The 25,560-nt window shown below is 64.3% G+C and carries 25 protein-coding genes and 2 tRNA genes; 17 read left to right on the top strand and 10 right to left on the bottom strand.

All coding sequences use genetic code 11. The features are described 5' to 3' along the window. Position 1: 1 nt before the first annotated feature. Together AIOL_RS03850 and mutY are read right to left on the bottom strand one after the other, a co-directional pair. Positions 2-700: an RraA family protein gene (locus tag AIOL_RS03850; protein ID WP_049641659.1), complete on the bottom strand. Its 699-nt coding sequence runs from the start codon at positions 698-700 to the stop codon at positions 2-4. 184 nt (positions 701-884) lie between these two features. Continuing rightward, on the bottom strand, positions 885-1,925 hold the full coding sequence (mutY, locus tag AIOL_RS03845; RefSeq protein ID WP_049641658.1) for an A/G-specific adenine glycosylase: 1,041 nt from the start codon (positions 1,923-1,925) through the stop codon (positions 885-887). A 79-nt stretch (positions 1,926-2,004) separates the two neighbouring features. Here mutY and AIOL_RS03840 point away from each other — a divergent pair, with 79 nt between their 5' ends. The 3 genes from AIOL_RS03840 to AIOL_RS03830 are packed head-to-tail and all read left to right on the top strand — an operon-like array spanning position 2,005 to position 4,341. After that, complete coding sequence (locus AIOL_RS03840) at positions 2,005-2,517, top strand: DUF721 domain-containing protein (protein WP_049641657.1); 513 nt, start codon at positions 2,005-2,007, stop codon at positions 2,515-2,517. A gap of 10 nt (positions 2,518-2,527) precedes the next feature. Next, the gene (locus tag AIOL_RS03835; protein ID WP_049641656.1) at positions 2,528-3,193 is read left to right on the top strand and encodes a DsbA family protein; all 666 of its coding nucleotides are present in this window, start codon (positions 2,528-2,530) and stop codon (positions 3,191-3,193) included. Then, entirely contained in the window at positions 3,193-4,341 is a 1,149-nt protein-coding gene (locus AIOL_RS03830; protein WP_049641655.1) for a CaiB/BaiF CoA transferase family protein, read from the top strand. Before AIOL_RS03835 ends, AIOL_RS03830 begins: the two co-directional genes overlap by 1 nt. Before the next feature lie 192 nt (positions 4,342-4,533). Here AIOL_RS03830 and AIOL_RS03825 read toward each other — a convergent pair whose 3' ends face one another. Then, positions 4,534-5,295, bottom strand: coding sequence for an N-formylglutamate amidohydrolase (locus tag AIOL_RS03825; RefSeq protein ID WP_394298918.1), 762 nt, complete (start codon positions 5,293-5,295; stop codon positions 4,534-4,536). A 124-nt stretch (positions 5,296-5,419) separates the two neighbouring features. Here AIOL_RS03825 and pyk point away from each other — a divergent pair, with 124 nt between their 5' ends. From pyk to AIOL_RS03795, 6 genes are all read left to right on the top strand, one after another. Beyond that, a complete protein-coding gene (pyk, locus tag AIOL_RS03820; protein ID WP_049641654.1) occupies positions 5,420-6,865 on the top strand; it encodes a pyruvate kinase in 1,446 nt (481 codons plus the stop codon). A 4-nt stretch (positions 6,866-6,869) separates the two neighbouring features. Then, entirely contained in the window at positions 6,870-7,097 is a 228-nt protein-coding gene (locus AIOL_RS24845; RefSeq protein ID WP_235438859.1) for a hypothetical protein, read from the top strand. A 642-nt stretch (positions 7,098-7,739) separates the two neighbouring features. After that, positions 7,740-7,940 (top strand): 50S ribosomal protein L35, encoded by a 201-nt coding sequence (gene rpmI / locus AIOL_RS03810; RefSeq protein ID WP_049641962.1) that lies wholly within the window; start codon positions 7,740-7,742, stop codon positions 7,938-7,940. A gap of 14 nt (positions 7,941-7,954) precedes the next feature. Then, positions 7,955-8,317, top strand: a complete 363-nt coding sequence (rplT, locus tag AIOL_RS03805; protein ID WP_049641653.1) for a 50S ribosomal protein L20 — start codon at positions 7,955-7,957, stop codon at positions 8,315-8,317. Between the two features lie 391 nt (positions 8,318-8,708). Next, a tRNA-Glu gene (locus AIOL_RS03800) sits at positions 8,709-8,784 on the top strand. Between the two features lie 3 nt (positions 8,785-8,787). Next, a tRNA-Asp gene (locus AIOL_RS03795) sits at positions 8,788-8,862 on the top strand. 102 nt (positions 8,863-8,964) lie between these two features. Here the strand turns inward: AIOL_RS03795 and AIOL_RS03790 are convergent. Together AIOL_RS03790 and AIOL_RS03785 are read right to left on the bottom strand one after the other, a co-directional pair. Next, entirely contained in the window at positions 8,965-9,387 is a 423-nt protein-coding gene (locus AIOL_RS03790; protein WP_049641652.1) for a hypothetical protein, read from the bottom strand. Further along, a complete protein-coding gene (locus AIOL_RS03785) occupies positions 9,387-10,799 on the bottom strand; it encodes a GMC oxidoreductase (protein WP_049641651.1) in 1,413 nt (470 codons plus the stop codon). The genes AIOL_RS03790 and AIOL_RS03785 overlap by 1 nt, the downstream gene beginning before the upstream one ends. Positions 10,800-10,925: 126 nt before the next feature. Between AIOL_RS03785 and pheS the strand changes: the two genes are divergently transcribed. Further along, positions 10,926-11,999 carry a phenylalanine--tRNA ligase subunit alpha gene (pheS, locus tag AIOL_RS03780; RefSeq protein WP_049641961.1) on the top strand — a complete coding sequence of 358 codons (1,074 nt, stop codon included), beginning with the start codon at positions 10,926-10,928 and terminating at the stop codon, positions 11,997-11,999. Positions 12,000-12,005: 6 nt separating this feature from the next. Here the strand turns inward: pheS and AIOL_RS03775 are convergent, their stop codons facing one another. Both AIOL_RS03775 and AIOL_RS03770 read right to left on the bottom strand, forming a co-directional pair. Further along, positions 12,006-12,260 carry a hypothetical protein gene (locus tag AIOL_RS03775; RefSeq protein WP_049641650.1) on the bottom strand — a complete coding sequence of 85 codons (255 nt, stop codon included), beginning with the start codon at positions 12,258-12,260 and terminating at the stop codon, positions 12,006-12,008. A 96-nt stretch (positions 12,261-12,356) separates the two neighbouring features. Further along, on the bottom strand, positions 12,357-12,623 hold the full coding sequence (locus tag AIOL_RS03770) for a hypothetical protein (RefSeq protein ID WP_152912345.1): 267 nt from the start codon (positions 12,621-12,623) through the stop codon (positions 12,357-12,359). A 413-nt stretch (positions 12,624-13,036) separates the two neighbouring features. Between AIOL_RS03770 and AIOL_RS03765 the strand changes: the two genes are divergently transcribed. Beyond that, entirely contained in the window at positions 13,037-14,290 is a 1,254-nt protein-coding gene (locus AIOL_RS03765) for a DNA polymerase IV (protein ID WP_049641648.1), read from the top strand. 35 nt (positions 14,291-14,325) lie between these two features. On the opposite strand, the gene AIOL_RS03760 is transcribed toward AIOL_RS03765, so the two are convergent. After that, complete coding sequence (locus AIOL_RS03760; protein ID WP_160314399.1) at positions 14,326-14,892, bottom strand: Crp/Fnr family transcriptional regulator; 567 nt, start codon at positions 14,890-14,892, stop codon at positions 14,326-14,328. Between the two features lie 359 nt (positions 14,893-15,251). On the opposite strand from AIOL_RS03760, the gene AIOL_RS03755 reads away from it, so the two are divergent. The 4 genes from AIOL_RS03755 to AIOL_RS03740 all read left to right on the top strand — a co-directional run bounded on the left by AIOL_RS03755 (position 15,252) and on the right by AIOL_RS03740 (position 20,298). Then, on the top strand, positions 15,252-17,960 hold the full coding sequence (locus tag AIOL_RS03755) for a VWA domain-containing protein (protein WP_082152396.1): 2,709 nt from the start codon (positions 15,252-15,254) through the stop codon (positions 17,958-17,960). Between the two features lie 281 nt (positions 17,961-18,241). Next, positions 18,242-19,096, top strand: coding sequence for a DMT family transporter (locus tag AIOL_RS03750; protein WP_049641645.1), 855 nt, complete (start codon positions 18,242-18,244; stop codon positions 19,094-19,096). A 126-nt stretch (positions 19,097-19,222) separates the two neighbouring features. Then, positions 19,223-19,615 (top strand): hypothetical protein, encoded by a 393-nt coding sequence (locus AIOL_RS03745; RefSeq protein ID WP_049641644.1) that lies wholly within the window; start codon positions 19,223-19,225, stop codon positions 19,613-19,615. Continuing rightward, positions 19,612-20,298 carry an HTTM domain-containing protein gene (locus tag AIOL_RS03740; protein WP_049641643.1) on the top strand — a complete coding sequence of 229 codons (687 nt, stop codon included), beginning with the start codon at positions 19,612-19,614 and terminating at the stop codon, positions 20,296-20,298. Before AIOL_RS03745 ends, AIOL_RS03740 begins: the two co-directional genes overlap by 4 nt. Here AIOL_RS03740 and AIOL_RS03735 read toward each other — a convergent pair. Continuing rightward, positions 20,295-20,813: a DUF3859 domain-containing protein gene (locus AIOL_RS03735; RefSeq protein ID WP_049641642.1), complete on the bottom strand. Its 519-nt coding sequence runs from the start codon at positions 20,811-20,813 to the stop codon at positions 20,295-20,297. The genes AIOL_RS03740 and AIOL_RS03735 overlap by 4 nt on opposite strands. A 335-nt stretch (positions 20,814-21,148) precedes the next feature. Further along, positions 21,149-22,747 (bottom strand): phosphoenolpyruvate carboxykinase, encoded by a 1,599-nt coding sequence (locus AIOL_RS03730; RefSeq protein WP_049641641.1) that lies wholly within the window; start codon positions 22,745-22,747, stop codon positions 21,149-21,151. Positions 22,748-23,086: 339 nt separating this feature from the next. On the opposite strand from AIOL_RS03730, the gene AIOL_RS03725 reads away from it, so the two are divergent. Together AIOL_RS03725 and AIOL_RS03720 are read left to right on the top strand one after the other, a co-directional pair. Then, positions 23,087-23,788, top strand: a complete 702-nt coding sequence (locus AIOL_RS03725; protein ID WP_049641640.1) for a response regulator transcription factor — start codon at positions 23,087-23,089, stop codon at positions 23,786-23,788. Further along, positions 23,788-25,506 (top strand): sensor histidine kinase, encoded by a 1,719-nt coding sequence (locus tag AIOL_RS03720; RefSeq protein WP_049641639.1) that lies wholly within the window; start codon positions 23,788-23,790, stop codon positions 25,504-25,506. The genes AIOL_RS03725 and AIOL_RS03720 overlap by 1 nt, the downstream gene beginning before the upstream one ends. Positions 25,507-25,560: the final 54 nt, after the last annotated feature.

Below are 25,560 nucleotides of genomic sequence, written 5' to 3'. Positions count from 1 at the left end.
CTTAGTCGACATAGCGCACCTGGTCGCTTTTCAAGAGCGTCTCGATATCCGGCGGCACCTTCAGGCCCTCTTGCAGATCCGCATGCAGCGCGGCTTCTAGGTCTTGCACTTTCTGTAGCTGCGCGAGCACCTCGTCGAGCCGCTCGAAGGGGACAACCACGACGCCGTCCATGTCGGCCACGATCATGTCGCCGGTCTCGACCTCTAGCCCGCCGCTCTGGATCGGCAGGCCGACCGTGCCGGGGCCCTTGCCGAAGGGCGTGTTCGGCGTCAGCCCGGTGCACCAGATCGGCAGACCGACCGCGACGATGCCCGCGTAATCGCGCGCAGGGCCGTCGGTGACGAACCCAGCCGCGCCGCAGTTCTTCATCATTGCGCTGACCCGGTCGCCCGCGGCGGCGCAGCCCTGATGCGCGGCAAAGCTAGAGACCACCACGTCGCCGTCCTGGATGGACCCCAGCGCGGCCAGAAGCGCCAGGATGTCCGCCGGGCCAGTCTCGACGGTCAGGGCCGGGCCCGCCGCCACGCAATTCAGGTCGCGCCCCTCGCCCAGCGGGCGGATGGTCGACGCCATCGTGCCGCCGCCCATCATCGCGTCCACGACGAAACCTGTGGGCACGCCTTGGAAGGCGGCGATCTGCGCGTCAGTGGGGCGCCGGGCGGGGCGCTTAATGGTCAGTAGGGGCGGTTCTTCGATCATGTCTCTCTCCCTGTTTTCAGGGCACGATGTCCCAAAGCCCGGACCGGGTCCAGAGAGGCTTGGGATGCGGGCCAAGGACGCGGGGAGGTGGCGCGTGGCGGGGCGCGGGGGAAATTCGGGAAATCTTAGGGCGAATCGCCCCATCATAGATGGGTGGTGGTGGGGAACCGTGCCGAGAAAAAGATTAACCTGTGACCAGATTATATGCCTTACGCATCACCGTCGGAAGGTCAGAGGGGCGGAAATCGTTTGCGGCAACAAAGCTGCCGCTGCGCGGCTGGGCGTCCGGCCCGACCTCCGCCACGCGTAGGGCCATCCGCAGATGGAAATGCGTGAAAGTATGCCGGACCTCGGCGCCCGGGTCGTTCCATTCGGCCTCAAGGGGCGGCGCTTCGACGGCCTCGGCGCCCCATTCGGCCCCGGGCCATCCCAGCATCCCGCCCAGCAGGCCGCGGTCGGGGCGCCGCTCCAACAGCCAGGCGCCATCCGCGCGGCGCGCCAAATAGGCGATACCAAAGCGCGTGGGCTTTTTCTGTTTGGGGATCTTTCGCGGCAGCTCCGCTTGGATGCCGCGGGCCCGTGCGGTGCAACCTTCCATCCAGGGGCAGATGCCGCAGGCCGGTCGCTTGGGCGTGCAGATCGTGGCGCCAAGGTCCATGACGGCCTGGGCATAGTCGCCGGGCCGGTGGTTGGGGGTCAGATCCTCGGCAAGCTTTGTGAGTTCCGGTTTCGCGGTGGGAAGCGGGGTCTCAACGGCATGAAGCCGGGCCATGACCCGCTCAACATTGCCATCAACCACGGTGGCGGGCTCGTCAAAGGCTATCGCGGCGATCGCAGAGGCGGTGTAGGGCCCGACGCCGGGTAGGCCGAGCAGGGCCTCGCGGGTGGTCGGAAAGCGACCGCCGTGCTCGGCGACCACTGCGCGCGCGCATTTCAACAGGTTTCGCGCGCGGGCATAATAGCCCAGCCCCGCCCACTCGCCCATAACGTCGCCATCCTCCGCGGCGGCCAGGTCTTCTACCCGCGGCCAGCGTTCAAGAAAGCGCAGGAAATAGGCCCGCACGGCGGCCACGGTGGTTTGTTGCAGCATGACCTCGGACAGCCACACGTGGTAGGGATCGGGGCGCACGCCCGCCGCGCGGTCCGCGGGGCGGACGCGCCAGGGCATCTGGCGGGCATGGGCATCGTACCAGTCGATGAGGCTGTCACTCAGGGCGTCACGCAAACTTTATTCCCTTTCGCGGGCTTTGTGCTGGCGCGGCGCGCGCCAGGCACTAGAATAGCGCCTAGTAAAGGACTGGCCAGTGAGCAATCGCAACCTACAAGCCGGGCGCTTTAAGCGCGCCATTGGCTTGGTGCAAAGAGACATCCGAAAGGCGAGCGAGAGCCGCGGCTTTGCCGTGTCCAAGCTGCTGACCAATTGGGCGGAGATCGCGGGCGAGCAGGTCGCCGCGATCGCCCGGCCGGTCAATGTCAGCTACGCAAAGGGCGGCTTTGGCGCCACGTTGACCCTGCTGACCACCGGCGCGCAGGCCCCGATGCTTCAGATGCAGACGGAACGGCTGAAGGAGCGGGTGAATGCCTGCTACGGCTATGCCGCGATCCGCCATATCCGCATCACCCAGACCGCGCCCACGGGCTTTGCCGAGGGCCGGGCCGATTTCGAGCACGCCGCGCAGGCGCCGCAAAAACCCGTGCCCTCCAAGGCGCAACAGGAGGCCGCGCGCGAAACCGCGGCGCCCGTCGCAGACGACCAACTGCGCGAGGCCCTTGCCCGCCTCGGCGCAAACGTTCTTTCCCGATCCAAATCAAGCTGAGGTTTCATACATGGACCGCCGATACTTCCTAGTCGCAGGTGCCGCCGCCATTGCCGCGGGTGGGGCCTATTTCTGGCCCGCAAACAGCACCACCAGCCTGCCTGGCCTGGGCGCTGCCAACGCGCAGGAGGCGGGCGAGGTCGACACCTCCATCGTCGCCGAGATGTCGCTGGGCGATCCAAACGCGCCCGTTACCGTGGTCGAGTACGCCAGCTACACCTGCCCGCATTGCCGCAGCTTCCACGAGAACACCTTTAAGGACATCAAGGCGGCCTATATCGACACCGGCAAGGTGCATTTCATCTATCGCGAGGTCTACTTTGACCGTTTCGGGCTTTGGGCCGCGATGGTGGCGCGCTGCGGTGGCCCCGAGCGCTATTTCGCGCTGGCCGACATGATCTATGCGCAGCAAAGCGATTGGGCGCGCGGCGACACGCCGACCGTGATCGTCGACAAGCTTAAAAAGATCGGCCTGACCGCGGGTCTTACTCCGGATGAGCTTGACGCCTGCATGCAGAACGAGGACATGGCCCGCGCGATGGTCGCCGTGTTCCAGGAGAATTCCGAGCGTGACAGCATCCGCTCCACGCCAAGCTTCCTCATCAATGGCGACTTGGTCGCGGGGGACAAAAGCTTCGAGGAATTCTCGGCGCTTCTGGACGAGAAACTCGGCTGATGACCGCCCCGCTTGCGGGACTGAAGGTCGTTGAACTCGCGCGCATTCTGGCCGGCCCTTGGGCCGGTCAAACCCTGGCGGATCTTGGCGCCGATGTGATCAAGGTCGAGGCGCCGACCGGCGACGACACCCGCAAATGGGGACCGCCCTTCATTGAACGGGGCGGCGAGAAGACCGCCGCCTATTTCCACAGCTGCAACCGGGGCAAACGCTCCATCGCGGTGGATTTCCGCACCCCGGAGGGCCAGCGTCAGGTGCGTGCCCTGGTGGCCGAGGCGGACGTTCTGATCGAGAACTTCAAGGTCGGCGGGCTGGCCAAATACGGGCTGGACTATGACAGCTTGATCGCGCTGAACCCAGGCCTGGTCTACTGCTCGATCACGGGGTTCGGCCAGACCGGGCCCTATGCGCATCGCGCGGGCTATGATTTCATCATCCAGGGCATGTCGGGGCTGATGTCGATCACCGGCGAGCCCGAGGGCCAGCCGCAGAAGGTGGGCGTTGCGGTCACCGACATCTTCACCGGGCTCTATGCGACGATCGCGATCCAGGCGGCGCTGGCGCAGCGGGCGCGCACCGGGCGCGGCCAGCATATCGACATGGCGCTCCTGGACGCAGCGACCGCGATCACGGCGAACCAGGCGATGAACTACCTGGCCACGGGCGCCGCGCCGCAAAAGATGGGCAACGCGCATCCCAACCTAACGCCCTACCAGGTGTTCGACTGCGCCGATGGGTGGATTATCATCGCGACGGGGAATGACGCGCAGTACCAGCGGCTTTGTGGTCTGCTGGGCGTGCCGGAATTGGCAAGGCACCCGGCCTACCTGACAAACGCGGATCGCGTGGCACATCGCGATGCGCTCACCGCGGCCTTGACCGAGCGCACAAAGGGGTTCGCAAAGGCGGACCTGCTGGCGGCCTGCGAGGCCGAGGGCGTGCCCGCGGGCCCGATCAACGACTTGGAAGAGGTCTTTGCCGACCCGCAGCTTTCGGCGCGTGGGGCGCGCATGGACCTGGACGGGGTGCCCTCCGTGCGCCCGCCCTTCCATTTCTCCGAGGCGTCGCCGCGTTTGGGGCGGCCCTCGCCCAACCTGGATGAGCATGGCGATGCGATCCGCGACGAGGGGTTCGGCCTGGCTGACTAGCTGCGCCGTGGCCCAATTTTTCGGTCCTGGATGGATTTGCTTAGAAATTAGCGAAATCTAAACCCGAATCGAAACACCATAAATGGGTGGTGGTTGGGGAACTGTGTCGGGGCAGGGCCCCGACCACCACCCGCATATTATGCGGGGCACTTGGGTTGAGATCAGGTTAAGATCGGCCGGCGCAGCTTGGGCCTAAACGTCGCAGCGCATATCCTCATGCGCCGCGCGCAAAAGCGGCGCCAGGCGCTCGGCCCAGGCCTGCTGATCCGACGCCGTCTCGATCAGGTCGTTGCGGATCTCGATCAGCGCGTTGGGGCGCCCCTGTTTCACTGCATGGCGATCCACGCCGTCGCCGCGCAGCTCGCCGGTATAGGGCTCGTTTTCCGCGATGCAGAGGTCTGGCTCCGCCCCCAAGCGCTCCAGCAGCGGGTCCGAGAAACGCTTGTCCTGGGTCGAAAGCACCGTGACGTGCCAGGGGCGCGGCGGGCGCCCGTTGAGCTGCGGCGTGAAGCTGTGGATGGCCACATATGTGGCGTCGCGCCCCGCCAGCAGCTGATCCACGGCGCTATGGTAGGGGCGGTAGAGCCGGTCCAGTCGGCGCGCGCGCTCCTTCGCCTCCAGCACGCGGTTCCCGGGGATCAAGGTCCCGTCATAGAGCTGCATGATCAGCGTCGGGTCGTCCTCGCCCCTGTTGGGGTCGATCACCAGGCGGGAGAAGCGCGACAAGACGCAAGGGGCATCCAGAAGCCGCGCCAGGTGGCGCGTGACACCCGCTGCGCCGACGTCATAGGCGATGTGTCGGTTCATATCCGCAGCTGCGAGGCCCAGATCCCCGCCCGACACGAAGCCAGGCACTGCGTTGGATGCGTGGTCGCAGGTCAACAGCCACGGCCCTTTGCGCTCCGCGCCCTCGACTTCGAACGCCTCGGTCGTCATATCTGTGATACTCTTCATCGCGATGGATCAGTACCGGGACATGCGGCGCTCTGCCAGTTGTAAGGCGCCGCGATTTCCGTCATAGAGGCGACAAATAGCCGTTAGCGCAAACAATCGCAGCCAGACAGGGACGACCGCCACCATGAGACGCCGCCGCAATGTGAAAATCGTCGCCACTTTGGGTCCGGCATCCTCGGATTACCAGATGATCCGCGCGCTGTTCGAGGCCGGCGCCGACGTGTTCCGGCTTAACATGAGCCATGGCAGCCACGACGACTTTCGCGCCCGCCATGCCATCATCCGGCAGATCGAGAAGGATACCGGGCGCCCGATTGCGATCCTGGCGGACCTGCAGGGGCCAAAGCTGCGCCTGGGCACCTTCAAGAACGGCAAGGAAGAGCTGGAGAACGGGCAGGCCTTCCGCCTGGATCTGGATGAAACGCCCGGCGACGCAAAGCGCGCCTACCTGCCGCATAAAGAGATCTTCGACGCGCTGGAGCCCGGCGCCTCGCTGCTGGTCAATGACGGCAAGATCCGCCTGAAGGTGGGGGAATGCGGCGCCGATTTCGCGAATTGCACGGTGGTGGCAGGGGGCGAGATCTCGGACCGCAAGGGCGTGAACGTGCCAGATGTGGTGCTGCCGCTGGCGGCGCTTACAAAGAAGGACCGCGCGGACCTAGAGGTCGCCTTCGAGGCCGGCGTCGATTGGCTGGCGCTGTCCTTCGTGCAGCGGCCGGCGGATGTGGAAGAGGCCCGCGGCCTGGTCAAGGGCCGCGCGGCGATCATGGTGAAGGTCGAAAAGCCCGCCGCCGTGAACGTCTTTGACAAGATCCTCGAGAGCTGCGACGGCGTCATGGTTGCCCGCGGCGATCTTGGGGTCGAGCTGCCGGTGCATGCCGTTCCGCCGCTGCAAAAGCGCATGATCCGCAAGTGCCGCGCCGCCGCCAAACCGGTGATCGTGGCCACGCAAATGCTTGAAAGCATGATAGAAAGCCCGATGCCCACGCGGGCAGAGGTCTCGGACGTGGCGGCTGCGATCTATGAGGGCACCGACGCGGTCATGCTCTCGGCGGAGAGTGCGGCGGGCGACTACCCGGTCGAGGCGGTCACCACGATGAACAACGTGGCCCTGGAAGTGGAGAGCGACCCCACCTATCGCAACGTGATCGAGGCCAGCCGCGGGGCCGAGAAGAACAGCATCGCCGACGCTATTGTCTCCGCCGCCCGCGAGATCGCCGAGACCACCGATGTGAACGCCATCGGCTGTTTTTCCCAATCAGGAACAACGGTTTACCTGGTCGCGCGCGCGCGGCCGCGGGTGCCGATCATCGCCCTGACCTCTGAGGTCGACACCGCCAGAAGGCTCAGCCTGACATGGGGCGCCCATTGCGTCGTCACCGAGGAGGTGGGCCGCTTCAAAGAGGCCGTGGTGCGCGCCGTGCGCGCCGCCCTGGCCGACGATTTCGCAACAGCCGCCGACCAAATTGTCGTCACCGCCGGTGTGCCCTTTAATCAGCCCGGAACTACGAATATTGTCCGGGTAGCGCCCTGTGATGAGCGTTTGATTTATAGGGCTGAACCGGAGTGACGTATTGATTTCTCACGACCTTTTCCTAGTCTTTGGAATAATTATTGCAGGTTTCGCGATCCCGTCGATGATGGGCGCCTTCGCGGACCGTCGCCCGCCGCGGGCCTCGGCCATCGCAATTCTGGTCGGTGGCTCCATGATCCTGATCGCCCTGAGCCAGAAGCCGGGCGGCTACACATTGAATGACGTCCCAGAGGCCTTCATCCGCGTGGTGGCGCATTTCACGCGCTAGCGGCACCGAGAGCGCCTCTGATCATTGCCAATGGGTTAACGGCGCGCGCGCAGCGTTTGGCCTCGCGCCCTGCGAATCGCGGGTTAACGCCTTATTTTCCTAGAAAAGCGCGTGTCGGCGCCCCGTCGGCAAAACGTCGGACTTGCGTATGGCACATGGTAAGGCAAGGGGCGTGGTTAACAGCGCGCACGGTCGTTGGTTTGGCCTGGAGCGTCCTTTCGGGCCTCCCAAATCTCTTGCAAGAGATTTGCACTTTCCTTCCAAGGAAAGTGGCCCCCGCGCGTCGGTAAGAGCTTGCGATAGAGCGATCATTTAGGGGCGCGCTGAAGAAACTCTTGCAAGAGTTTCGCAATTTTCTTGCAAGAAAATTGCGGCGCGCCAATGACCGCTCCAGGTCGAAAAACCAACCGGCCAATGCAGGGGCACGACAGCGGCACCCGGTTTCTATGATAGCTGCTAGCGCAAAGATCCCCGCGCCGGTTGGGAATTGCAGTGCGTCATGGGCCGTCTTGCCAAGGGCTGCGCGCAGATTCAGGCTTGCCAGCAAGGGCGGGGCGGCGTATACGCGCGCTCTCGAAGTGGCGGGACCGGCCCATGTGGCATGCCGAGTCGCGCGTAAACCACCCGACCAAGGAGATGGAAATGCCCAAGATGAAGACCAAGTCGAGCGCCAAGAAGCGCTTTAAGGTGACGGCGACTGGCCGCGTCCTGTCGGCCCAGGCCGGCAAGCGCCACGGCATGATCAAGCGCACCAACAAGTTCATCCGCAACGCCCGCGGCACCACCACGCTGAGCGCCCCCGACGAGAAGATCGTCAAGGGCTTCATGCCGTACGACCGCTAAGGAAGGACTGACAGATGCCCCGTACCAAAGGTGGAACCGTCACCCACGCCCGTCACCGCAAGATCGTAAAGGCCGCAAAGGGCTATTACGGCGCGCGCTCGCGGAACTTCAAGACCGCGACCCAGGCCGTCGACAAGGCGAACCAATACGCGACCCGCGACCGCAAGGCGCGCAAGCGGAACTTCCGCGCGCTCTGGATCCAGCGCATCAACGCCGCCGTGCGCAGCCATGACGAGGCGCTGACCTATTCGCGCTTCATCAATGGGCTGAACCTGGCCGGGGTCGAGGTGGACCGCAAGGTCCTCGCCGACCTGGCCGTGAACGAGCCCGAGGCGTTCGGCGCGATCGTCGCCAAGGCGCAGGCTGCGCTGGCCTAACCGGAAATTTTGATGCTGAACATGTTTGCACAGTTTGAACGGGATCGCCGTCCGCCGCATGGGGGATGGATGATGCCGCTTGGCTTAACGCACTAAGAGCAGCGTCACACCACAACACCCATGGGGCGGTTCGGACATCCGAGCCGCCCTTTTCTTTTGCCCAGACGGAGACCCGCATGGACCCAGACGAACCTGAAGATCCCACCGAGGAACACGCCGCGGCGCGTTCCTCGCTCGCGACCCATACCCATACGACCCTGACGTATTCAGTGCGCCACGCGAAGCCATTCGCGTGAACGGGTGAGATGTGGTGTGCCTTGTAAGCTATTGATTTACATCTATTTTTATTTGAAATCTTGAGGCCGCTCGGTCATACATATCGACATGGTTAGGGGTGTCGGTCTAGCGGTTTGGACGCCGCTCTTTCACAGCGGAGGTCACGGGTTCGAATCCCGTACGCCCTGCCATATGGTCGCGTAGCTCAACGGGAGAGCAGCGGATTGTCTATCCGAAGGCTGCGGGTTCGATCCCCGTCGCGACCGCCACTTTTTTTGTGTCCGCCAAGGCGCAGGCCGCGCTGGCCTAACTCGGGCCTGCAAGGTCACAAGAATGAGACAGGGCGCGGCGATTGCTGCGCCCTTTGTCGTTCAAAGCCACTCTGAGCTGATGGGATTGCTGCAGGGCGACTCGTAAGGGTTCGGCATGCCAAGATAGATGAGGTCCTGGTCTGTCTCATCGGCGCGGATGACATTCGTCGCGCGCAGGTAATGTGCCAGAACGTTCGCCTCGAAAGCCTCGCGTTCCCTCTGCGCCTTTTGCGACCAGACGGCGGTGGCCCAGAACCTTGGGCGATAGCTTTGATTGTGCAAAGAGGTTCGCCCCCGCCACAGCCGCGCGAAATCGTCGATGAACGCGGTGGAGCCTTCCGCATCGGCGATCCTGCTTGCAAAGTTGCGGCGCAGAATGCTGCGCAGTTCTGCTTCAATCGAGCGTGACCAGATCCACGCCCCGGCCGCCCCAACCCCGGCGACCAGCCCAAACCTCAGAAAGCTGCGTCTGGAAACTGCCATCAAACGGACCTCCCCGCCCGCAATGCGATTGCCGAGAGGGTCAGGGTCGGATTCGCGGCCGAGGATGTTGGAAATACACCCGAGCCCAGCGCAAAGAGCCCTGAAACCTCGTGCGTTTCGCAATGCCCATTCACCACCGAACTGGCGGCATCAAGGCCCATGCGATGGGTGCCTTGAATATGGGCCTCTGTCGCCGCGGAGCGCTGGCTGACAATCGCCTCCAGCTCGAACGGCAGGATCGTCGCAATCCCGGCCATGGCGCGTTCCAACCCGGCATGGGCATAGGCGGAATGTCCCGTCCAGATGATCCGCGGCGCGCCGTTTTCATCCAGCTCGACCCGGTTTTCGGCCTTCGGCAGGTCCTCGGCAATCAGCTTGAGCATCATCCTGTCGGTCCAGCGACCGGGCGTCAGCCGCAGATCGTTGGGGGCATTGTAGTTCTCAACCAGAACCGCCGCCGCTTCGGCGCGGTGGGGCCCGTCATAGAACCCATAGCAATGGCCGGTGATTGAAGTGCCGCCAAAATATCCCGGCGCGGCAACGTCGATGACCAACTCGATGGAATGCTGCTCATGCAGGTAGCGCCCCAATGCGGGGGCGGTCAGGCCGGAGCGCTTCAGGATCGCCGCATTTGAGATCGCGTTCGTGCCAAGCGCCACGATCCCACCGGAGATCGTGTACTCGCCAGCGCCGTCCCGAATGACCAACCCGCCTGCGCGTCCGGCGTTGATGACGACCGAGACCGCCTCGGCCCCGGTCAAGAGGTGCACGCCGTCGCGCAGAAAGCTGTCGATGCCATTCAATACGCTGAATTTTGAATCGACCGGACACAGATGGCAGACCCCATTGGCGCAGCACTGGGCGCGGCCTCCACCATTCGCGCGCGCGCAGGCGACCGGCACCCAGATATCGGGCATGGCGTCGATACAGGCCCTATCGCTTCGCGACAGCGCGTGGGGCGGGTAGGGGAACGGGCGCGACCGCGGCAGGATATGATCGACGCCACCGCCGGCCACCTCCATCACATCCTCGACCTCGCCGTAGAACACCTCTAGATCGTCATAGTCGATGGGCCATGATGCGCCCTGACCATAAAGCTCGGCCATGCGGAAATCGTTGGGGTGGAACCGCGGAACCTGACCCCACCAACAGTTTGAATTGCCGCCAAACATTCGGTGCGCGATCCAATCCTTTGGCATCTCGGACCGGTTGTCCATCGGGTACTCTTCCCGCGGTCGGTCCAGGGCCGCGACCTGCGCTTCATGCGGGATGATGGCGCCCTTCTCGACGATCAACGCGCGGGTTCCGGCGGGCAATCCCCGCAAGAAGAACATCGCAGAGAAGCTGCTGCCGGCGATGACAACATCCCACGACGCGCGCGCCGCCTCCTCGGCTGTGGTGGTCTGGAACACTGCCCGATGCCCCCCGGGGAACCTTGTTTGGCGGGATCATATGGGGCTAGAACGGTTAGGCAAGCCCCGATGCTTGCAATCAGGCGGGACGGAAGCTAGCAGAGTTCAAACTCTACGAGGCGCATGATGGACGATCTCAGAATAAAGTACATTGACCTGATCGCTGGCGCCGCCGACGAGGGCGCGCTGGAGGACCTGCGCGTGCAGGCGGTCGGCAAGAAGGGCGAGGTGAGCCTGAAGATGCGCGAGCTGGGCAAGATGACGCCCGAGGAGCGCCAGGTGGCCGGCCCCGCGTTGAACGCGCTGAAGGACGAGATCAACAGCGCGCTGGCGGCCAAGAAAGCCGCGCTGGCCGACGCCGCGCTGGACGAGCGCCTGCGCACCGAGTGGCTGGACGTCACCCTGCCCGCGCGCGACCGCCGCCAGGGCACCATCCACCCGGTCAGCCAGGTCACCGAGGAGGTCACGACCATCTTCGCCGATATGGGGTTCTCGGTCGCCGAGGGCCCGCAGATCGAGAGCGACTGGTACAATTTCGACGCGCTCAACATCCCCGCCGAGCACCCGACCCGCACCGAGATGGACACGTTCTATATGCACCGCGCCGAGGGCGATAACCGCCCGCCGCATGTGCTGCGCACCCATACCTCGCCGGTGCAGATCCGCTCGATGGAGGCGCAGGGCGCGCCGATCCGCGTGATCGCGCCGGGGCGCGTCTACCGCGCCGATTACGACCAGACCCACACGCCGATGTTCCACCAGATCGAGGGGCTGGCCATCGACAAGGACCTGTCGATGGCGAACCTGAAATGGTGCCTGGAGGAGTTCTGCCGCGCCTATTTTGAAGTCGATAAGGTCGAGTTGCGCTTTCGCGCCTCGCATTTCCCCTTCACCGAGCCCTCGGCGGAGGTGGATCTGCGTTGCTCGTGGAAGGGCGGTACGCTTAAGGTCGGCGAGGGCGACGACTGGATGGAGATCCTAGGCAGCGGCATGGTTCACCCCAAGGTGCTGCAGGCTGGCGGAATTGACCCCGCGGACTGGCAGGGCTTTGCCTTCGGGATGGGGATCGACCGGATCGCGATGCTGAAATACGGGATGCCGGATCTGCGGGCGTTCTTTGACAGCGACCTGCGCTGGCTGCGCCACTATGGGTTCGCCGCGCTGGATGCGCCGAACCTGCCCGCTGGGCTGAGCCGCTAAGGCGCCCTATTGGGCAAAGAACCACCGGTCCAGGAACGTCACCTTGGCAGAGCTCGGGTTGGCATGGCTGGTTTGCACCAGGCAGCCGACCCGACCCGCATCGGTGTCGAAACCGTCGAACATACAGCCAACCGGCGCGTCGCTTTCGGCCGCCGCGATCACGCGGTTGTCGGCAAGGTGCTTGTCCAAATGGTTCAGGGCCGCGGCCGCGCCGAGGCATGCCGCCGAAGCGCCGATAAGTGAAAGTCCGTGCAAATTCATTCTCATTCTCATTCTCCCGATGCCCAACTGGGCAGGCGCGCACCCGGTTGCTCAGATGCGCTGCTGACGTTCTGTTGGGCCGATGCAGACATGGGCCTAAAGGCCAAAGGTATAGGCGACTTCGTCGATAAAGAACTGCAGCCGGCTGGGGGTCTCGTCGTTGAAGGCGTAGCTTGCGGGCTGTAGGCAGCCAACAAAGACTCCGTCGATCTCGAAGCCCTCCAGCGAACAGTCTTGCGGCTTCACATCCGCAAGTTCGGCCATTTGAATGGCCTGCGCGTGGCGCGTCTCGGCCTGGTAGGCCAACACGGATACGCCAATGCAAGCCATTGAAAAGGCGCTCAGAACTAGTGTGCGAAACATGTTGTATCCTGCTCCTCGTTATACATTGATCCCATTTTGGCAACAATTGTTGTTCAAAATGAGACGAATTTTCGAAAAATTGAGGATTGCGCAGGATTCGTGGCCAATCCCCGGGTTGGGCTGCGCAGCGATTGTGTTTCGCGTCCAATCCAGTCCCGGGCGGGACCAAATCTCTTGCAAGAGATTTGCAACTTCCTTGCAAGGAAGTTGGTGGCGCGAGAGTGAGGGCGGGCACATGTGTGCGGGTTTGGATCGGCCCGGAGGGCCAAAACTCTTGGAAGAGTTTTGCCGATTTCTTGCAAGAAATCGCCCCCGCGCGAGGTCTTGAGCGGCGGTTAGACGTCGGGCGCGTTGCCGCAGCCCACACGCGGTAAGCAGTGTTCTCTTTCGGCCGAGTTTGGTAACATCACCCCATGCCCGCCCTCTGCCGCGAATGCCTGACCGAGTTCAAAGACGGCCCCCGCTGCCCGGCCTGCCGGTCGCCGCGCGTGGCGCGGCATGACGAGCTTTTTGACCTCACGATCGCGCATATGGATTGCGACGCCTTCTATGCCTCGGTCGAGAAGCGCGACAATCCCGAGCTGGCGGACAAGCCCGTGATCATCGGCGGCGGGCGGCGCGGGGTGGTTTCGACCGCCTGCTATATCGCGCGCATCAAGGGCGTGCGCTCGGCCATGCCGATGTTCCAAGCGCTGGAGAAATGCCCCGAGGCCGTCATCGTCAAGCCGCGCATGTCCGTCTACGGCGAGGTATCGCGCCAGGTGCGCGCCCTCATGGAAGAGCTGACCCCGGCCATCGAGCCGCTATCGCTGGACGAGGCCTTCATGGACCTGTCCGGCACCGCGCGGCTGCATGGGCGCCCGCCGGCGGTGATGCTGGCCCGTTTGGTGCGGCGGATGCGCGACGAGATCGGCATCACCGGCTCCATCGGGCTGTCGCACAACAAGTTCCTGGCCAAGGTGGCCAGCGATCTGGACAAGCCGCATGGGTTCGCGGTGATCGGCAAGGCCGAGACCGCGGATTTCCTGGCCGACCGCCCCGTGCGGCTGATCTGGGGCATTGGGCCCGCCTTCCAGGCCTCGCTGGACAAGGCGGGCATCCGCACCTTCACCGACCTGCGCCGCTGGGAGAAACAGGACCTGACCGCCCGCTTCGGGCAGTCCGGCACCCGTTTATGGCACCTTGCGCGGGGCGAGGATTACCGCCGGGTGCAGCGCAACGCGCCGGTCAAATCCATCTCGAACGAGACCACGTTCAACGAGGACACCGCCAACCCGGACGTGCTGGACGGGCATATCTGGCGCCTGGCCGAGAAGGTCGCGGACCGCGCCAAGGCCAAGGGGATCGCGGGGCATGTGGTGACGCTGAAGCTCAAGCGCCACAACCACAAGATCCTGACGCGGCAATCGCAGCTGACCGACCCGACGCAAATCGCCGACCGGATCTATCGCACCGCGCGGGACCTCTTTGACATCGTGGGCGACCAGGGGCCCTACCGGCTATTGGGCGTGGGCATCAGCCATCTCAGCGACGCCGAGGGCGCGGATCTGTCGGGCGACCTGCTTGACCCGCAGGCCGCCAAGCGCGCAACCGCCGAACGGGCCACGGACGCGATCCGCGAGCGCTTTGGCGATGACGCTATCATGAAGGGCCGGGCGCTGAGATAGGCGCGGCCCTTGCGGCCCTTGCGCCGCTCGGCCCGCTACGTCGCCGCGTTCTCGCGCAGCGCGGCCCGGTCCAGGATGCGGATGCTGCCCTTGGTAAGCTCCAGGATTTCCTTGTCGCGCAGGCGCCCAAGCTCTCGGTTCACCGTTTGCCGCGCCGCGCCCAGGAACCCAGCGAGCTCTGCCTGCGTTCGCGAGATTTGCGGCCCCTCAATGGACATCCGATAGAGGTAATCGCGCAGCCGCTGCTCGACCGAATAGAACTGGTCCACGAACTTGATCCGATTGCTGTAGGCCAGTCGGTCGTAGCTTGCCCGCCAGAGGTTGCGGGTGAATACCGGGTTGCTCAGGGCCATCCGGACGCTAGTGGTCGGGCAAAGCAGAAGGGTGGTGGGCTGGGTGGCGTGACAATTCGCGACCGCCGGGAGGCCTGACAGGGCCTCGGTCTCGCCGAAGACCTCGCCCGGCCCCATAACGTGGAGCAACACGATTTGCCCCTCTGCATTCGCGCAGGTGACGTCCGCGCCGCCTTGCAGGATCAGATACATCCCCGCGACCGCAGCGCCCTGCTCGAGTATCAAAGAGCCGGTGTCAAACCTGACCACGCGCGCTTGATTCGTGATTTTTCGCACGTCGCCGCGCGCGATGTCCCTAAATAACGGGGCATCCAGTATTCCAGCAAGATTAAGCAGCGAGTCCATTGTTCGGACAACACCTTATGGCATTCTGATCAGCAGTTAACTTGGAAAGAGAGGACAAGAACAATCACACCCGAGAGTATCTCTCTGGGTGGTCGAACACTGATACCTACCGTCTCTCAATAGCCACCGCGGGCGCCGCGCGTCAAGTATTGGCTTGCCGCGGCGGGGTGGCCCGTGCTTGGGAAATGGGTGAATTCATTACTTTTATCACGCAGTGCTTATTCGCTAAGCTTTGGGCAATCAATTTTTCTTCGGAGGCCCCGATGGTCAGAATTCTTCTTTCTCTTTTGCTGATATTCGCCGGCGCGAGCGCAATGGCGCAGGACCGCTCTCGCGCAATCCTGGTGCTGGACGCCTCCGGCTCGATGTGGGGCCAGATCGACGGCGTGGCCAAGATCACCATCGCGCAGGAGGTCATCGGCGGATTGCTGTCCGAGCTGCCCGCCGAGCAAGAGCTGGGCCTGACCGCCTATGGCCACCGCCGCAAGGGGGACTGCGGCGACATCGAGACGATGATCGCGCCCGGCGGCGACCAGCGCGCGGCCATCGCAAGCGCCGTGAACGCCATCAAGCCCAAGGGCAAGACGCCCCTGTCGGCCGCGGTCATCCAGGCCGCCGAGGCGCTGAAATACACCGAAGAGGCCGCCACGGTGATCCTGGTCAGCGACGGGCGCGAGACCTGCGACTTCGACCCCTGCGAGGTGGGTCGCCGCCTGGAAGAGGCGGGGGTGAACTTCACCGCCCATGTGATCGGCTTCGACGTGACGGCGACCGAGGACCGCGCGCAGCTGCAATGCCTGGCCGATGAGACCGGGGGCACCTTCCGCTCGGCCTCTGACGCGGGCGAGCTTGCCGAGGCGCTAGAGGTCGTGGCCGCCCCGCCGCCGCCCCCGCCGCCGGTGGTGCTGACCCTGCGGGCTATTGACGGCCCGAACGGCCCGACGATCTTTGAGGGCCTGCAATGGCAGGTCTTCGATAGCGACGCCAACCCGGTGCATGCGAGCGCCGAGGCCAAGCCGGTTCTGACGCTCGACCCCTGGACCTACCGCGCCATCGTGACCCGCGCCGCGGACGGCGCTCGGGCCGAGGCCGCCGTGCGGCTGGAGGCGGATCAGACCGCCACGCTGGTGCTGCCCAAGCTGCCGCGCCCGTTTGATGTGACCTTCAACGCCAAGGATGGCCCCGGTGGGCCGACGATCACCAAGGGGCTCTATTGGCGGGTTGCGGAGGCTGACGGCGCGGTGCTCTTGGATGGCGGCGGGGACTTCACCCCGACGCTCAAGCTGCTGCCGGGGAGCTACCGCGCCTCGGTGCTGCGGCAGGTGGACGAGGCCTATGCCGAGAAGGGCTTTACCGTCGATGGCTACGCCACCGAGGTGCTGGTGCTGCCCAAGCTGCCGCCCGAGCCGCGTACCGTGAAGTACCGCGCGCGGGACGGCGAGAACGGCAAGGTGATCCATGACGATCTGGTCTGGGACATCTATGACGCGGATGGCAACCCGGTGCTGGAGACCGAGATCACCGCCCAGGGCAGCATCAAGCTGGTGCCGGGCGCCTACCGCATCGAGGTGCTGCGCCCCGAGGACGAGGCCACCGCCAGTGCGGAGTTCCGGCTGGCCAGCGGCAACCGCTCTGAGGAGCTGGTGCTGCCCAAACTTGTCCGCCCCGCCACCGTGGATGCGCAGGACAGCGCCGTGGCGGGCAGTCAGATCGAGGTCGCCTGGACCGGCCCGAACAAGAAGGACGATTTTGTCGCGGTCGTGCAGCTTGGTGGCCGCCAGGGCACCTGGAAGGAGTACAGCTATACCCGCGAGGGCTCGCCGCTGATGCTTTTGATGCCCTCCGAGCCGGGGGAATACGAGATCCGATATGTGCTCAACAAGGGCCGCGAAGATCTGGCGTCACGCAAGATTACCGTGACCGATGTGGCGGCGTCAGTGACCCCGCCCGCCGAAGCGCCGGTGGGCGCCACAGTGCCGGTGGATTGGCAGGGGCCGGACTATCACCAGGACTTCCTGGCCGTGGCCGCGCGGGGCGAGGACAAGTGGATCAACTACACCTACACCAAGGGAGGCGCGCCCGCAGGGCTGCAAATGCCGCCCGAACCTGGCGAATACGACATCCTCTATGTGATGAACCAGGACCGCCGGGTGATCGCGCGGGCGCCCATCACGGTCTCGGCGATCAGCTTTGCGGTCGCCGCGCCGGGGACGGCCCCCGCAGGCAGCAATGTGCAGGTCGACTGGCAGGGGCCGGACTATAAGAACGACTTCATTGCCGTCGCCAAGAAGGACGCCAAGGACAGCGCTTGGATCAACTACACCTACACCAAGGACGGTGCGCCCGCGGGGCTTCTCATGCCGCTGGAGCCCGGGACCTATGAGATCCGCTATGTGCTGAACCAGGACCGCTCGGTGGGCGCGCGCCAAGAGATCGAGATCACGGCGATAACGGGTTCGGTCAGCGGCCCGGCGCAGGCCAAGATCGGCGACAGGGTCCAAGTTGGGTGGGAGGGCCCGGACTATAAGGGTGACTATGTTGTGGTCGCCAAGCCCGACGCCAAGCCCGAGCGGTATGAGCATTACACCTATACCAGGAGCGGCTCGCCCTTGGGTTTGCAGATGCCGTCTGAGCCGGGCAGTTACGAGCTGCGCTACATCGCCCAGGGGCGCCAGGATATGATCCTGGCCCGGCAGCCCATAGAGGTCGGGCCGGTGCAGGCGACCCTGTCGGCGGAGGGGTTCGTGGCCGCGGGAGGGAACCTCGCCGTGACCTGGGAGGGGCCGGATTATCGCAGCGATTTCATCGCGATCTCGAAGGTCGGCGATGACCGCTGGGAGACCTATTCCTATACCAAGGGCGGCTCTCCGCTGGTGATCAGGGCGCCGGACAGCCCCGGCACCTACGAGCTGCGCTATGTGATGAACCTGGACCGCAAGGTGCTGGCCAGCCAGCCGCTGGAGGTCGAATAGCAAGACTGGCGGGCGGGTAGAGCGCCCGCCCGCGCCGATGCTTGGGGCGCTCGGTTTTTGTTCGCGATTCATCGAATTTTAGTGATTCTGCCCGGACAATCGTCCTGGGTGGGCGACGTCGCGCGCCGGGGCGGCGCCCACCCAATTGCAATGTTGCGCCGATTTGGTGAACATACTCTCAAGAAATTGGGCCTGCGTCGTTGCGCCGCGACTGCGCCGTGGCCAGCCATGGAGGCGGATCCGCGCTTTACATTCCCAATGCCAGGCGCCTTCCTGGCGCGATGACCGACCAAGCCAAGGGCCTTTTATTGACCGCGCTGGGCGTGCTGCTGGTGGTGCCGGATTCGCTCTTCGTGCGCCTGATCGGGGCCGAGCCCATGGTCACGGCCTTCTGGCGCAGCCTCACGGCGGGGTTGATCGTGCTGGTGGTGGCCCTTGTGTGGCAGGGGCCAAAGGGGTTCCGGGCCGTGGCGCGCACCGGACGCGCGGGGCTGATCTACGCGGTGCTGATCGGCACCACCGCGCCGGGCTTCGTGCTGGCGGTGACCTATACCAGCGTGGCCAACGTGGTGTTCATCTTCGCCTCGATCCCGCTTTTCGCGGCGCTCTTAAGCCGGGTGTTCCTGGGCGAGCCGATCCGGCCGCGCATCCTGTGGACCATGCTGGTGGTCTGGGCGGGGCTGGGCGTGATCGCCTATGGCTCGGCGCAGAGCGAGGTGGCGCATTGGTCGGGGGATCTCTGGGCGCTTTACGTCTCGGTGGCCTATGCGGCGGCGCTGACCGCGGTGCGGCGGGTGCGGGACGTGCCGATGATCCCAGCCGTACCAATGGGTTACCTGGGGGCGGCCTGCGTTTTGGGGCTGGTCAGCGCGCCTTTGCCGCTGTTCGAGACGCATTGGCCGCTGCTGCTGGGCCATGGCGCCTTCATCGGCGCGGCGACCTGCCTGCTGACCCTGGGCCCGCGCTATATCGGCGCGGCGGAGGTCTCGTTGTTGATTCTGCTGGAGTCTGTGCTCGCGCCCCTGCTGGTCTGGGCGGTGATCGGCGAAGAGCCGGGCGCTTGGGCGCTGGCGGGCGGAGCCATCGTTCTGGGCGCCTTGGTGGTGTCGAACGTGGTTGCTTTGCGGCGCGGTTAGAGGCGGGCACCAAATCTCTTCCAAGAGATTTGCAACTTCCTTGGAAGGAAGTTGGCCGGGCGCTGTTCGGGGTGCGTCCCTATCCCCATTAACCACATTCTAAAGCCGTGGGGTTACGCCTGGTACATGCTGCATCTTCTGCGCCTCCTGCTGCCGGCATTGGTCCCGTCCTGGCGGTTCTTTAAGTCGATTGAGCCGTCGCCGCGGGTGCAGTGGCGTGCTCAGGACGGTGTTTGGGAAGAATTTCGGCCCAGGCCCAACATGCTGACGGCACAGGGTTATTTGCGCCGTTTGGTCTGGAACCCGCGCTGGAACGAGGGCCTTTATCTGGTGAGCTTGTCAGAGCGGTTGCTGGACGGGCAGCTCTCTTTCAGCCGCGCCGAGATCTTACGGATCGTCGCCAAGGAGCACCCGGAAATTGCGGCGGAGCGCCTTCAGTTCCGTCTGGTTTTTGTGGCGCGGGACGGGGAGCGGATCGTGGAGGAAGTGCTATACGTCTCGGAGTGCATGGAGCTATGAGCTTTGACATCGCCCTCCGCGCGACCGAGGTCCTGCTTGCGCTGGCGTTCCTCCAGCAATCCGCCGAGCACCTGGTAGATCGCGCAGATCGGCCCCTCTTTGGGCTGCGCATGCTGGCATGCCTCCCGCTGTTGTTTGGCGTCGCGGTATTACCCGGTCTGCTCTGCCTGGTGGCCCTCAACCTATTGCAATTACAGCGCTTTCAGGGGCCGTATAATGGCGGCAGCGACCGGATGAGCAGCCTTATCCTGTGGTGTTTGACGGCGGCGCATTTGGCGCCGAGCCCGTTTTGGGCTGAACTGGCTATGGGATATCTCGCGGTGCAGCTCACCCTGTCCTACTTCATCTCCGGCCAGGTGAAGCTTACCAACCCCGACTGGCGCAGCGGGCGGGCGCTGGCGGATGTCTTTGCCTTCTCGGCCTATCCGGTGGCGGAGAACCTGCGGGCGCTGGCCCTCAGAGAGGGTCTTTTGCGGGGCGCCTCTTGGGCGGTGATCCTCTTTGAGGTGCTGTTCCCGCTGGCGCTATTGACCCAGGTTAGCCTGCTTGCGGCACTGGCCTTGGGCGCGGCGTTCCACGCCGCAAATGCCTGTTTTTTCGGGCTAAATAGGTTCCTCTGGATCTGGCTGGCGGCCTATCCGTCGCTGATCTGGTTGCAGACGAGGATCGTGGCAGCGCTCTAGCTGAGCAGCCCGCCGGCGCAGTTTACCGGCGGCAGAAACCTCTGGTCGACGACCTCAAAATCCACGCTGTAGATCAGCCGCCCATTCGCCGAGGCGGATAGCGTCCAGGGCCCCTTCACCAGCTCGTACTCATATTCGAAGGTGAAGCCGTTATAGCTGAGGTCGTCGGTCTCAAATTCGGTCTCCCAGGTCTCGACGGTGATGCCGTCTGGCCCCATGGGCGGGTGCGTCGTTTGGACGGTGACCAGGCCCGCGAATTCGGGTGTGACCATCAAATGCACGCCAAAGCCCACGCCGATTTGTGCAGGGATTATAGTGGTTTGGCGGAGAAAGTCCGGCGGCTCGGCGACCAGGTTGACCACGCCGGACAAGGTGCCCTCGGCCTCCTGCTGTTCGATGGTCTCGACCTCGCAGAAATAGCCATAGTCAAAAAAGACCGCGCCGGGGGAGGAGACCTCGGCGCGGCCGGCCGTCGCGAGGCTCAAAAGAAATGCCAGAATCAAAACAAAGCGCATGGGCGCAGACTAGCGGTGCGGGCGGGTTTCGCAAAGTGGTGGGGCCGCGCGGTTAAGGTGATGTTACCGAGCCGCGCGCCGTTCCGGACCGAATCATCGGTTAACGCCTTATTTTGCGGCGAAATCCGGTGTCGGCAAAACGTCGGCAAAGCGTCGGACTTGCGTCGGCCCCGCGTATGGCAAAGCCCATGGTTAACAGAGCGCGCGGTGGGTCCGTCTTGGGGTAGGGCGGGACTTGTCCCGCCGCCCCCGGCAACGATTTCTTTAAAAGAAATCGGTCCGGAAGCTTTGAAAGCTTCCGGCGGTTGCATCCTTGGGCCGCGGCCCGTCAAAGATCAGCCGATTGCCACGGCCCGCACATCGGCGTCGATATGCGCCAGGTATTGCTCGAAATTGTCGGCGAACATCTGCACCAGCTTCTCGGCCTGCGCGTCATAGGCCGCGCCGTCGTCCCAGGTGCGCCGCGGGTCCAGCAGGATCGAGGCCACGCCCGGCACGTCCACCGGCACGTCGAAGCCAAAGTTGGGGTCCTTGCGGAACGCGGCCTCGGCCAGCGAGCCGTCCAGCGCCGCCGACAGCAGGGCGCGCGTCGCCTTGATCGGCATCCGCGAGCCGGTCCCGAAGGCGCCGCCGGTCCAGCCGGTATTCACCAGCCAGCAGGTCGCGCCATGCTTGGCGATCTTGTCGCGCAGCAGCGCGCCATAGACCTCGGGCCGCCGCGGCATGAAGGGCGCGCCGAAGCAGGTCGAGAAGGTCGGCGTCGGCTCGGTCACGCCGCGCTCGGTCCCCGCCACCTTCGAGGTGAACCCGCTGAGGAAGTGGTACTCCGCCTGCGCGGGCGACAGCCTGGCAATCGGGGGCAGCACGCCGAACGCATCGCAGGTCAGCATGATGATGTTCTTGGGGTGCCCGCCCAGGGCCGAGGGCGAGGCGTTCGAGATATGGCCCAGCGGGTAGGCGCAGCGCATATTCGCGGTCAGGCTGTCATCCTCGAAATCCAGCTCTAGCGTGTCGGGGTCATAGACCATGTTTTCGATCACCGTGCCGAACATCGAGCAGGTGGCGTAGATCTCGGGCTCGGCCTCCTCCGACAGGTTGATCGTCTTGGCGTAGCAGCCGCCCTCGAAGTTGAAGGTGCCGCGCTCGGACCAGCCGTGCTCGTCGTCGCCGATCAGCACCCGCTTGGGGTCCGCCGACAAGGTCGTCTTGCCGGTGCCCGACAGGCCAAAGAAGATCGCCGTGTCCACCGGGTTGCCCGGCGCGTGGTTCGCCGAGCAGTGCATCGGCATGATGCCCTTCTCGGGCAGGAAGTAGTTCAGGACGCCAAAGATGCCCTTCTTATTCTCGCCCGCATATTCGGTGTTGCCGATCAGGATCATCTTCTTGTCGAGATTCACCGCGATCACGGTCTCGGAGGTGCAGCCGTGCCGCGCGGGGTCGGCTTTAAAGCTGGGGCAGTTGATCACCGTGAACTCGGGCACGAAATCTTCCAGCTCGTGGCGCTCTGGCCGGCGCAGCATGTGGCGGATGAAGAGGTTGTGCCAGGCCATCTCGTTGACCAGGCGCACGTCCAGGCGATGCGCCGCGTCCGCGCCGGCGTAGAGGTCCTGCACGAAGTAGTCGCGGGTCTTCATATGCTCCAGCATGTCCGCATGCAGCGCATCGAAGGCCTCGGGCGTCATCGCGTTGTTGTTCTCCCACCAGATCGTGCCCTCGGTGGCGGGCGTCTTGACGGTGAACTTGTCCGATGGCGAGCGCCCGGTGTACTTGCCGGTCTCCACCAGCAGCGTGCCGCCCTTGCCCAGCGTGCCCTCGCCGCGCTTGAGCGCCTGCTCGATGATCGCGGGCTCCAGGAGGTTGTAATAGACCTGACCGAGCCCCGTGATGCCTTGATCCTCAAGTCTCATTTTCGGGTTAACCCGTCCGGTGTCCATAACTTCTCTCCTTTGCCGCCTCTCGCGGCGGTTCACAAAATACCGCGGCGCGCGGGCTGTCCCGACGCCACTATGATGGGCTATAACATGCGGATTTTATTTGAGAACAGGGGGGAGCCGCGGCGTTAGCGCAACCATCCAAAGGTTAGCGCAACCATCTTGGCGATTGCCCGCCGGCGCAACCAAAGTGAGGCATATTAGCCATTAGTTACGACTTTTAGCATTTGATTTGGGGGGACTTTGGGGGTGATTCGCACTTCTTTGTTGATTCGAGGGCCCGGATTGGGAAATATGCTGGAAAAAATAAGCAAATCGCAGAGCAGTATAAGGAAACCTCACATGTCGAGGATAGCTTTGGTCGACGACGACAGGAACATCCTGACGTCGGTCTCGATGACTCTTGAGGCAGAGGGTTTCGAGGTAGAGACATATAACGACGGCCAGTCCGCGCTGGACGCCTTCAATAAACGCCTGCCCGATATGGCAGTGTTCGACATCAAGATGCCCCGCATGGACGGCATGGATCTGCTGCAGCGCGTGCGGCAGAAGACCACCATGCCGGTGATCTTCCTGACCTCCAAGGACGACGAGATTGACGAGGTGCTGGGCCTGCGCATGGGCGCCGACGACTACGTCAAGAAGCCGTTCAGCCAGCGCCTGCTGGTGGAGCGGATCCGCGCGCTGCTGCGCCGCCAGGAGGCCATCGAGACCGGCGAGACCGCCGAGGGCGAGGCCAACAAGATCATGGCCCGCGGCGAGCTTTCGATGGACCCGCTGCGCCACGCCGTGACCTGGAAGGGCATGGACGTCTCGCTGACCGTGACCGAGTTCCTGCTGCTGCAGGCGCTGGCGCAACGCCCGGGCTTCGTCAAAAGCCGCGACCAGCTGATGGACGTCGCCTATGACGACCAGGTCTATGTCGACGACCGCACCATCGACAGCCACATCAAGCGCCTGCGCAAGAAGATGCGCGCGGTCGATGACGAGTTCACCGCCATCGAGACGCTTTACGGCATCGGCTACAGATATAACGAGGAGTAATGACGCTCGCGTCCGAGATCGATGTTCGCGGATCCAAGCCAGTCTCTGACGATGATCTTGTCCTAGGCGAAGATTGGATCTCTCCGACGTCCGAAGCGGGGCGCGCCACAGAGGCGCGCCGCAAGCGCCGTAGTTTCATCGCGATCAAGGGCTCGCCCTTGGCGCGCAAGATCATCACCTTCAATCTGCTGGGCCTTCTGATCCTGGTGCTCGGCGTGCTCTGGCTGAACCCGACGCGCGACAACCTGCTGGTGCAGCGCGAGATCGGCCTGGTCAAAGAGGCGCATCTAATCGCCGACGTGTTCGAGGCGCAGCTTCCGGAAAGCGCGCCCGTTAACCTGATCACCGGCGACGGCATCGACGTGGCGGAAACGCTGGCCGGGCTGAACCTGGCGCTTGGGTCTGAGGTCTATGTCTACGACCAGTCCGGCACGCTTGTGGCCAAGACGGTCGGGCGCAACGAACCCGCGAAAGCGCTGGTGGATGGCGGCGGCAATACCGTTGTCTTGGACTTCCTCAACGCGGTTTGGGATGGGCTGGCGCGCCTGGCCGCGGGGGTCGATAGATCCGCGGACCGCCCCGAGCTGCAGATGCAGCTCGAGATGCTTGTACCCGGCGCGCTCGCCGGCGAAACGCAAAGGCAAACGGTGACCCATGCGGATGGCGGCGAGATATTCGCCGTGGCCGCGCCGGTGCTGCAGGGCGCAAACACGGTGGCCGTGATCGCGCTTGCAAGCGCGTCCGGCGAGCTGGACCAGCTTGTGCGCAGCGAGCGCGAGCAGGTGCTGCAGATGTTCGTGATCGCGATCCTGGTGTCCATCGGGCTTAGCCTGGTTCTGGCCTCTACCATCGCCAACCCGATCAGCGATCTGGCCTCTGCCGCCGAGTTCGGACAGGACGGCAGCAATCGCAAGAAAAGCCCGGCCCGGGTGCGCATCCCGGACCTAAGCGGCCGCCCGGACGAGATCGGGCGCCTCTCGGGCGCGATGCGCGGCATGGTCGGCGCGCTTTACCAGAGAATCGACAGCAACGAGCAATTCGCCGCGGATGTGGCGCATGAGATCAAGAACCCGCTGGCCTCGCTGCGCTCTGCCATCGGCACGATGCGCGTCGCCCAACGCGACGACCAGCGCGAGCGGCTGCTTGAGGTGATCGAGCATGACGTGCGCCGCCTGGACCGGCTGGTCAGCGATATCTCCAACGCCTCGCGGCTCGACAGCGAGCTGGTGAAAGAGGAAGAGGAGGTCTTTGACCTCCTGGGGATGCTGCGCAACCTGGCGGACTTCCTTGGCAACGAGGCGCAGGAGAAGGGCGTTGAGTTCATCACCGACCTGCCCAGAGAGCCGATCGAGATCCACGGGCTAGAGGCCCGCCTGGCGCAGGTCTTTGTGAACCTTATTTCGAACGCCACCTCGTTCTGTGAAGAGGGCGACGCGATCCGCGTCTGGGCGCGCCGCCGCGACAACCGCGTGCTGGTTGTGGTCGAGGATACCGGGCCCGGCATCCCCGAAGAGGCGCTGAGCAAGATCTTCAACCGCTTCTATTCGCAGCGCCCCGAAGGCCAGTTCGGCAACAATTCCGGCCTGGGGCTGGCGATATCGAAACAGATTGTCGAGGCGCATTCCGGTGTCATCTGGGCGGAGAATATCCGCCCGACGGACGCGGATGTGACCTCTGACCCATTGGGCGCGCGGTTCGTCGTCGGTCTTCCCGTCTAGCCGAGCGCCCTTCGAACTAACTGAAGGCGGGGGGCGCTCACCCCTTCGCCCAAC

This window comes from Candidatus Rhodobacter oscarellae (assembly GCF_001078595.1).
Lineage (GTDB): Bacteria > Pseudomonadota > Alphaproteobacteria > Rhodobacterales > Rhodobacteraceae > Rhodobacter_B > Rhodobacter_B oscarellae.
Note: the sequence above shows the minus strand (reverse complement) of the source record. Positions and strands in the feature narration are given on the sequence as shown.

Bases quoted from the DNA above. Each gene is read 5' to 3' on its own strand.
- pyk (WP_049641654.1), top strand. From the start codon at position 5,420: ATGAGACGCCGCCGCAATGTGAAAATCGTCGCCACTTTGGGTCCGGCA.
- AIOL_RS03765 (WP_049641648.1), top strand. From the start codon at position 13,037: ATGCCCGCCCTCTGCCGCGAATGCCTGACCGAGTTCAAAGACGGCCCC.
- pheS (WP_049641961.1), top strand. From the start codon at position 10,926: ATGGACGATCTCAGAATAAAGTACATTGACCTGATCGCTGGCGCCGCC.
- AIOL_RS03825 (WP_394298918.1), bottom strand. From the start codon at position 5,295: ATGAAGAGTATCACAGATATGACGACCGAGGCGTTCGAAGTCGAGGGC.
- AIOL_RS03745 (WP_049641644.1), top strand. From the start codon at position 19,223: ATGCTGCATCTTCTGCGCCTCCTGCTGCCGGCATTGGTCCCGTCCTGG.
- AIOL_RS03835 (WP_049641656.1), top strand. From the start codon at position 2,528: ATGGACCGCCGATACTTCCTAGTCGCAGGTGCCGCCGCCATTGCCGCG.
- AIOL_RS03735 (WP_049641642.1), bottom strand. From the start codon at position 20,813: ATGCGCTTTGTTTTGATTCTGGCATTTCTTTTGAGCCTCGCGACGGCC.
- AIOL_RS03720 (WP_049641639.1), top strand. From the start codon at position 23,788: ATGACGCTCGCGTCCGAGATCGATGTTCGCGGATCCAAGCCAGTCTCT.
- AIOL_RS03830 (WP_049641655.1), top strand. From the start codon at position 3,193: ATGACCGCCCCGCTTGCGGGACTGAAGGTCGTTGAACTCGCGCGCATT.
- rplT (WP_049641653.1), top strand. From the start codon at position 7,955: ATGCCCCGTACCAAAGGTGGAACCGTCACCCACGCCCGTCACCGCAAG.
- AIOL_RS03790 (WP_049641652.1), bottom strand. From the start codon at position 9,387: ATGGCAGTTTCCAGACGCAGCTTTCTGAGGTTTGGGCTGGTCGCCGGG.
- rpmI (WP_049641962.1), top strand. From the start codon at position 7,740: ATGCCCAAGATGAAGACCAAGTCGAGCGCCAAGAAGCGCTTTAAGGTG.
- AIOL_RS03850 (WP_049641659.1), bottom strand. From the start codon at position 700: ATGATCGAAGAACCGCCCCTACTGACCATTAAGCGCCCCGCCCGGCGC.
- AIOL_RS03770 (WP_152912345.1), bottom strand. From the start codon at position 12,623: ATGTTTCGCACACTAGTTCTGAGCGCCTTTTCAATGGCTTGCATTGGC.
- AIOL_RS03755 (WP_082152396.1), top strand. From the start codon at position 15,252: ATGGTCAGAATTCTTCTTTCTCTTTTGCTGATATTCGCCGGCGCGAGC.
- AIOL_RS03740 (WP_049641643.1), top strand. From the start codon at position 19,612: ATGAGCTTTGACATCGCCCTCCGCGCGACCGAGGTCCTGCTTGCGCTG.
- AIOL_RS03775 (WP_049641650.1), bottom strand. From the start codon at position 12,260: ATGAATTTGCACGGACTTTCACTTATCGGCGCTTCGGCGGCATGCCTC.
- AIOL_RS03750 (WP_049641645.1), top strand. From the start codon at position 18,242: ATGACCGACCAAGCCAAGGGCCTTTTATTGACCGCGCTGGGCGTGCTG.
- AIOL_RS03730 (WP_049641641.1), bottom strand. From the start codon at position 22,747: ATGGACACCGGACGGGTTAACCCGAAAATGAGACTTGAGGATCAAGGC.
- AIOL_RS03725 (WP_049641640.1), top strand. From the start codon at position 23,087: ATGTCGAGGATAGCTTTGGTCGACGACGACAGGAACATCCTGACGTCG.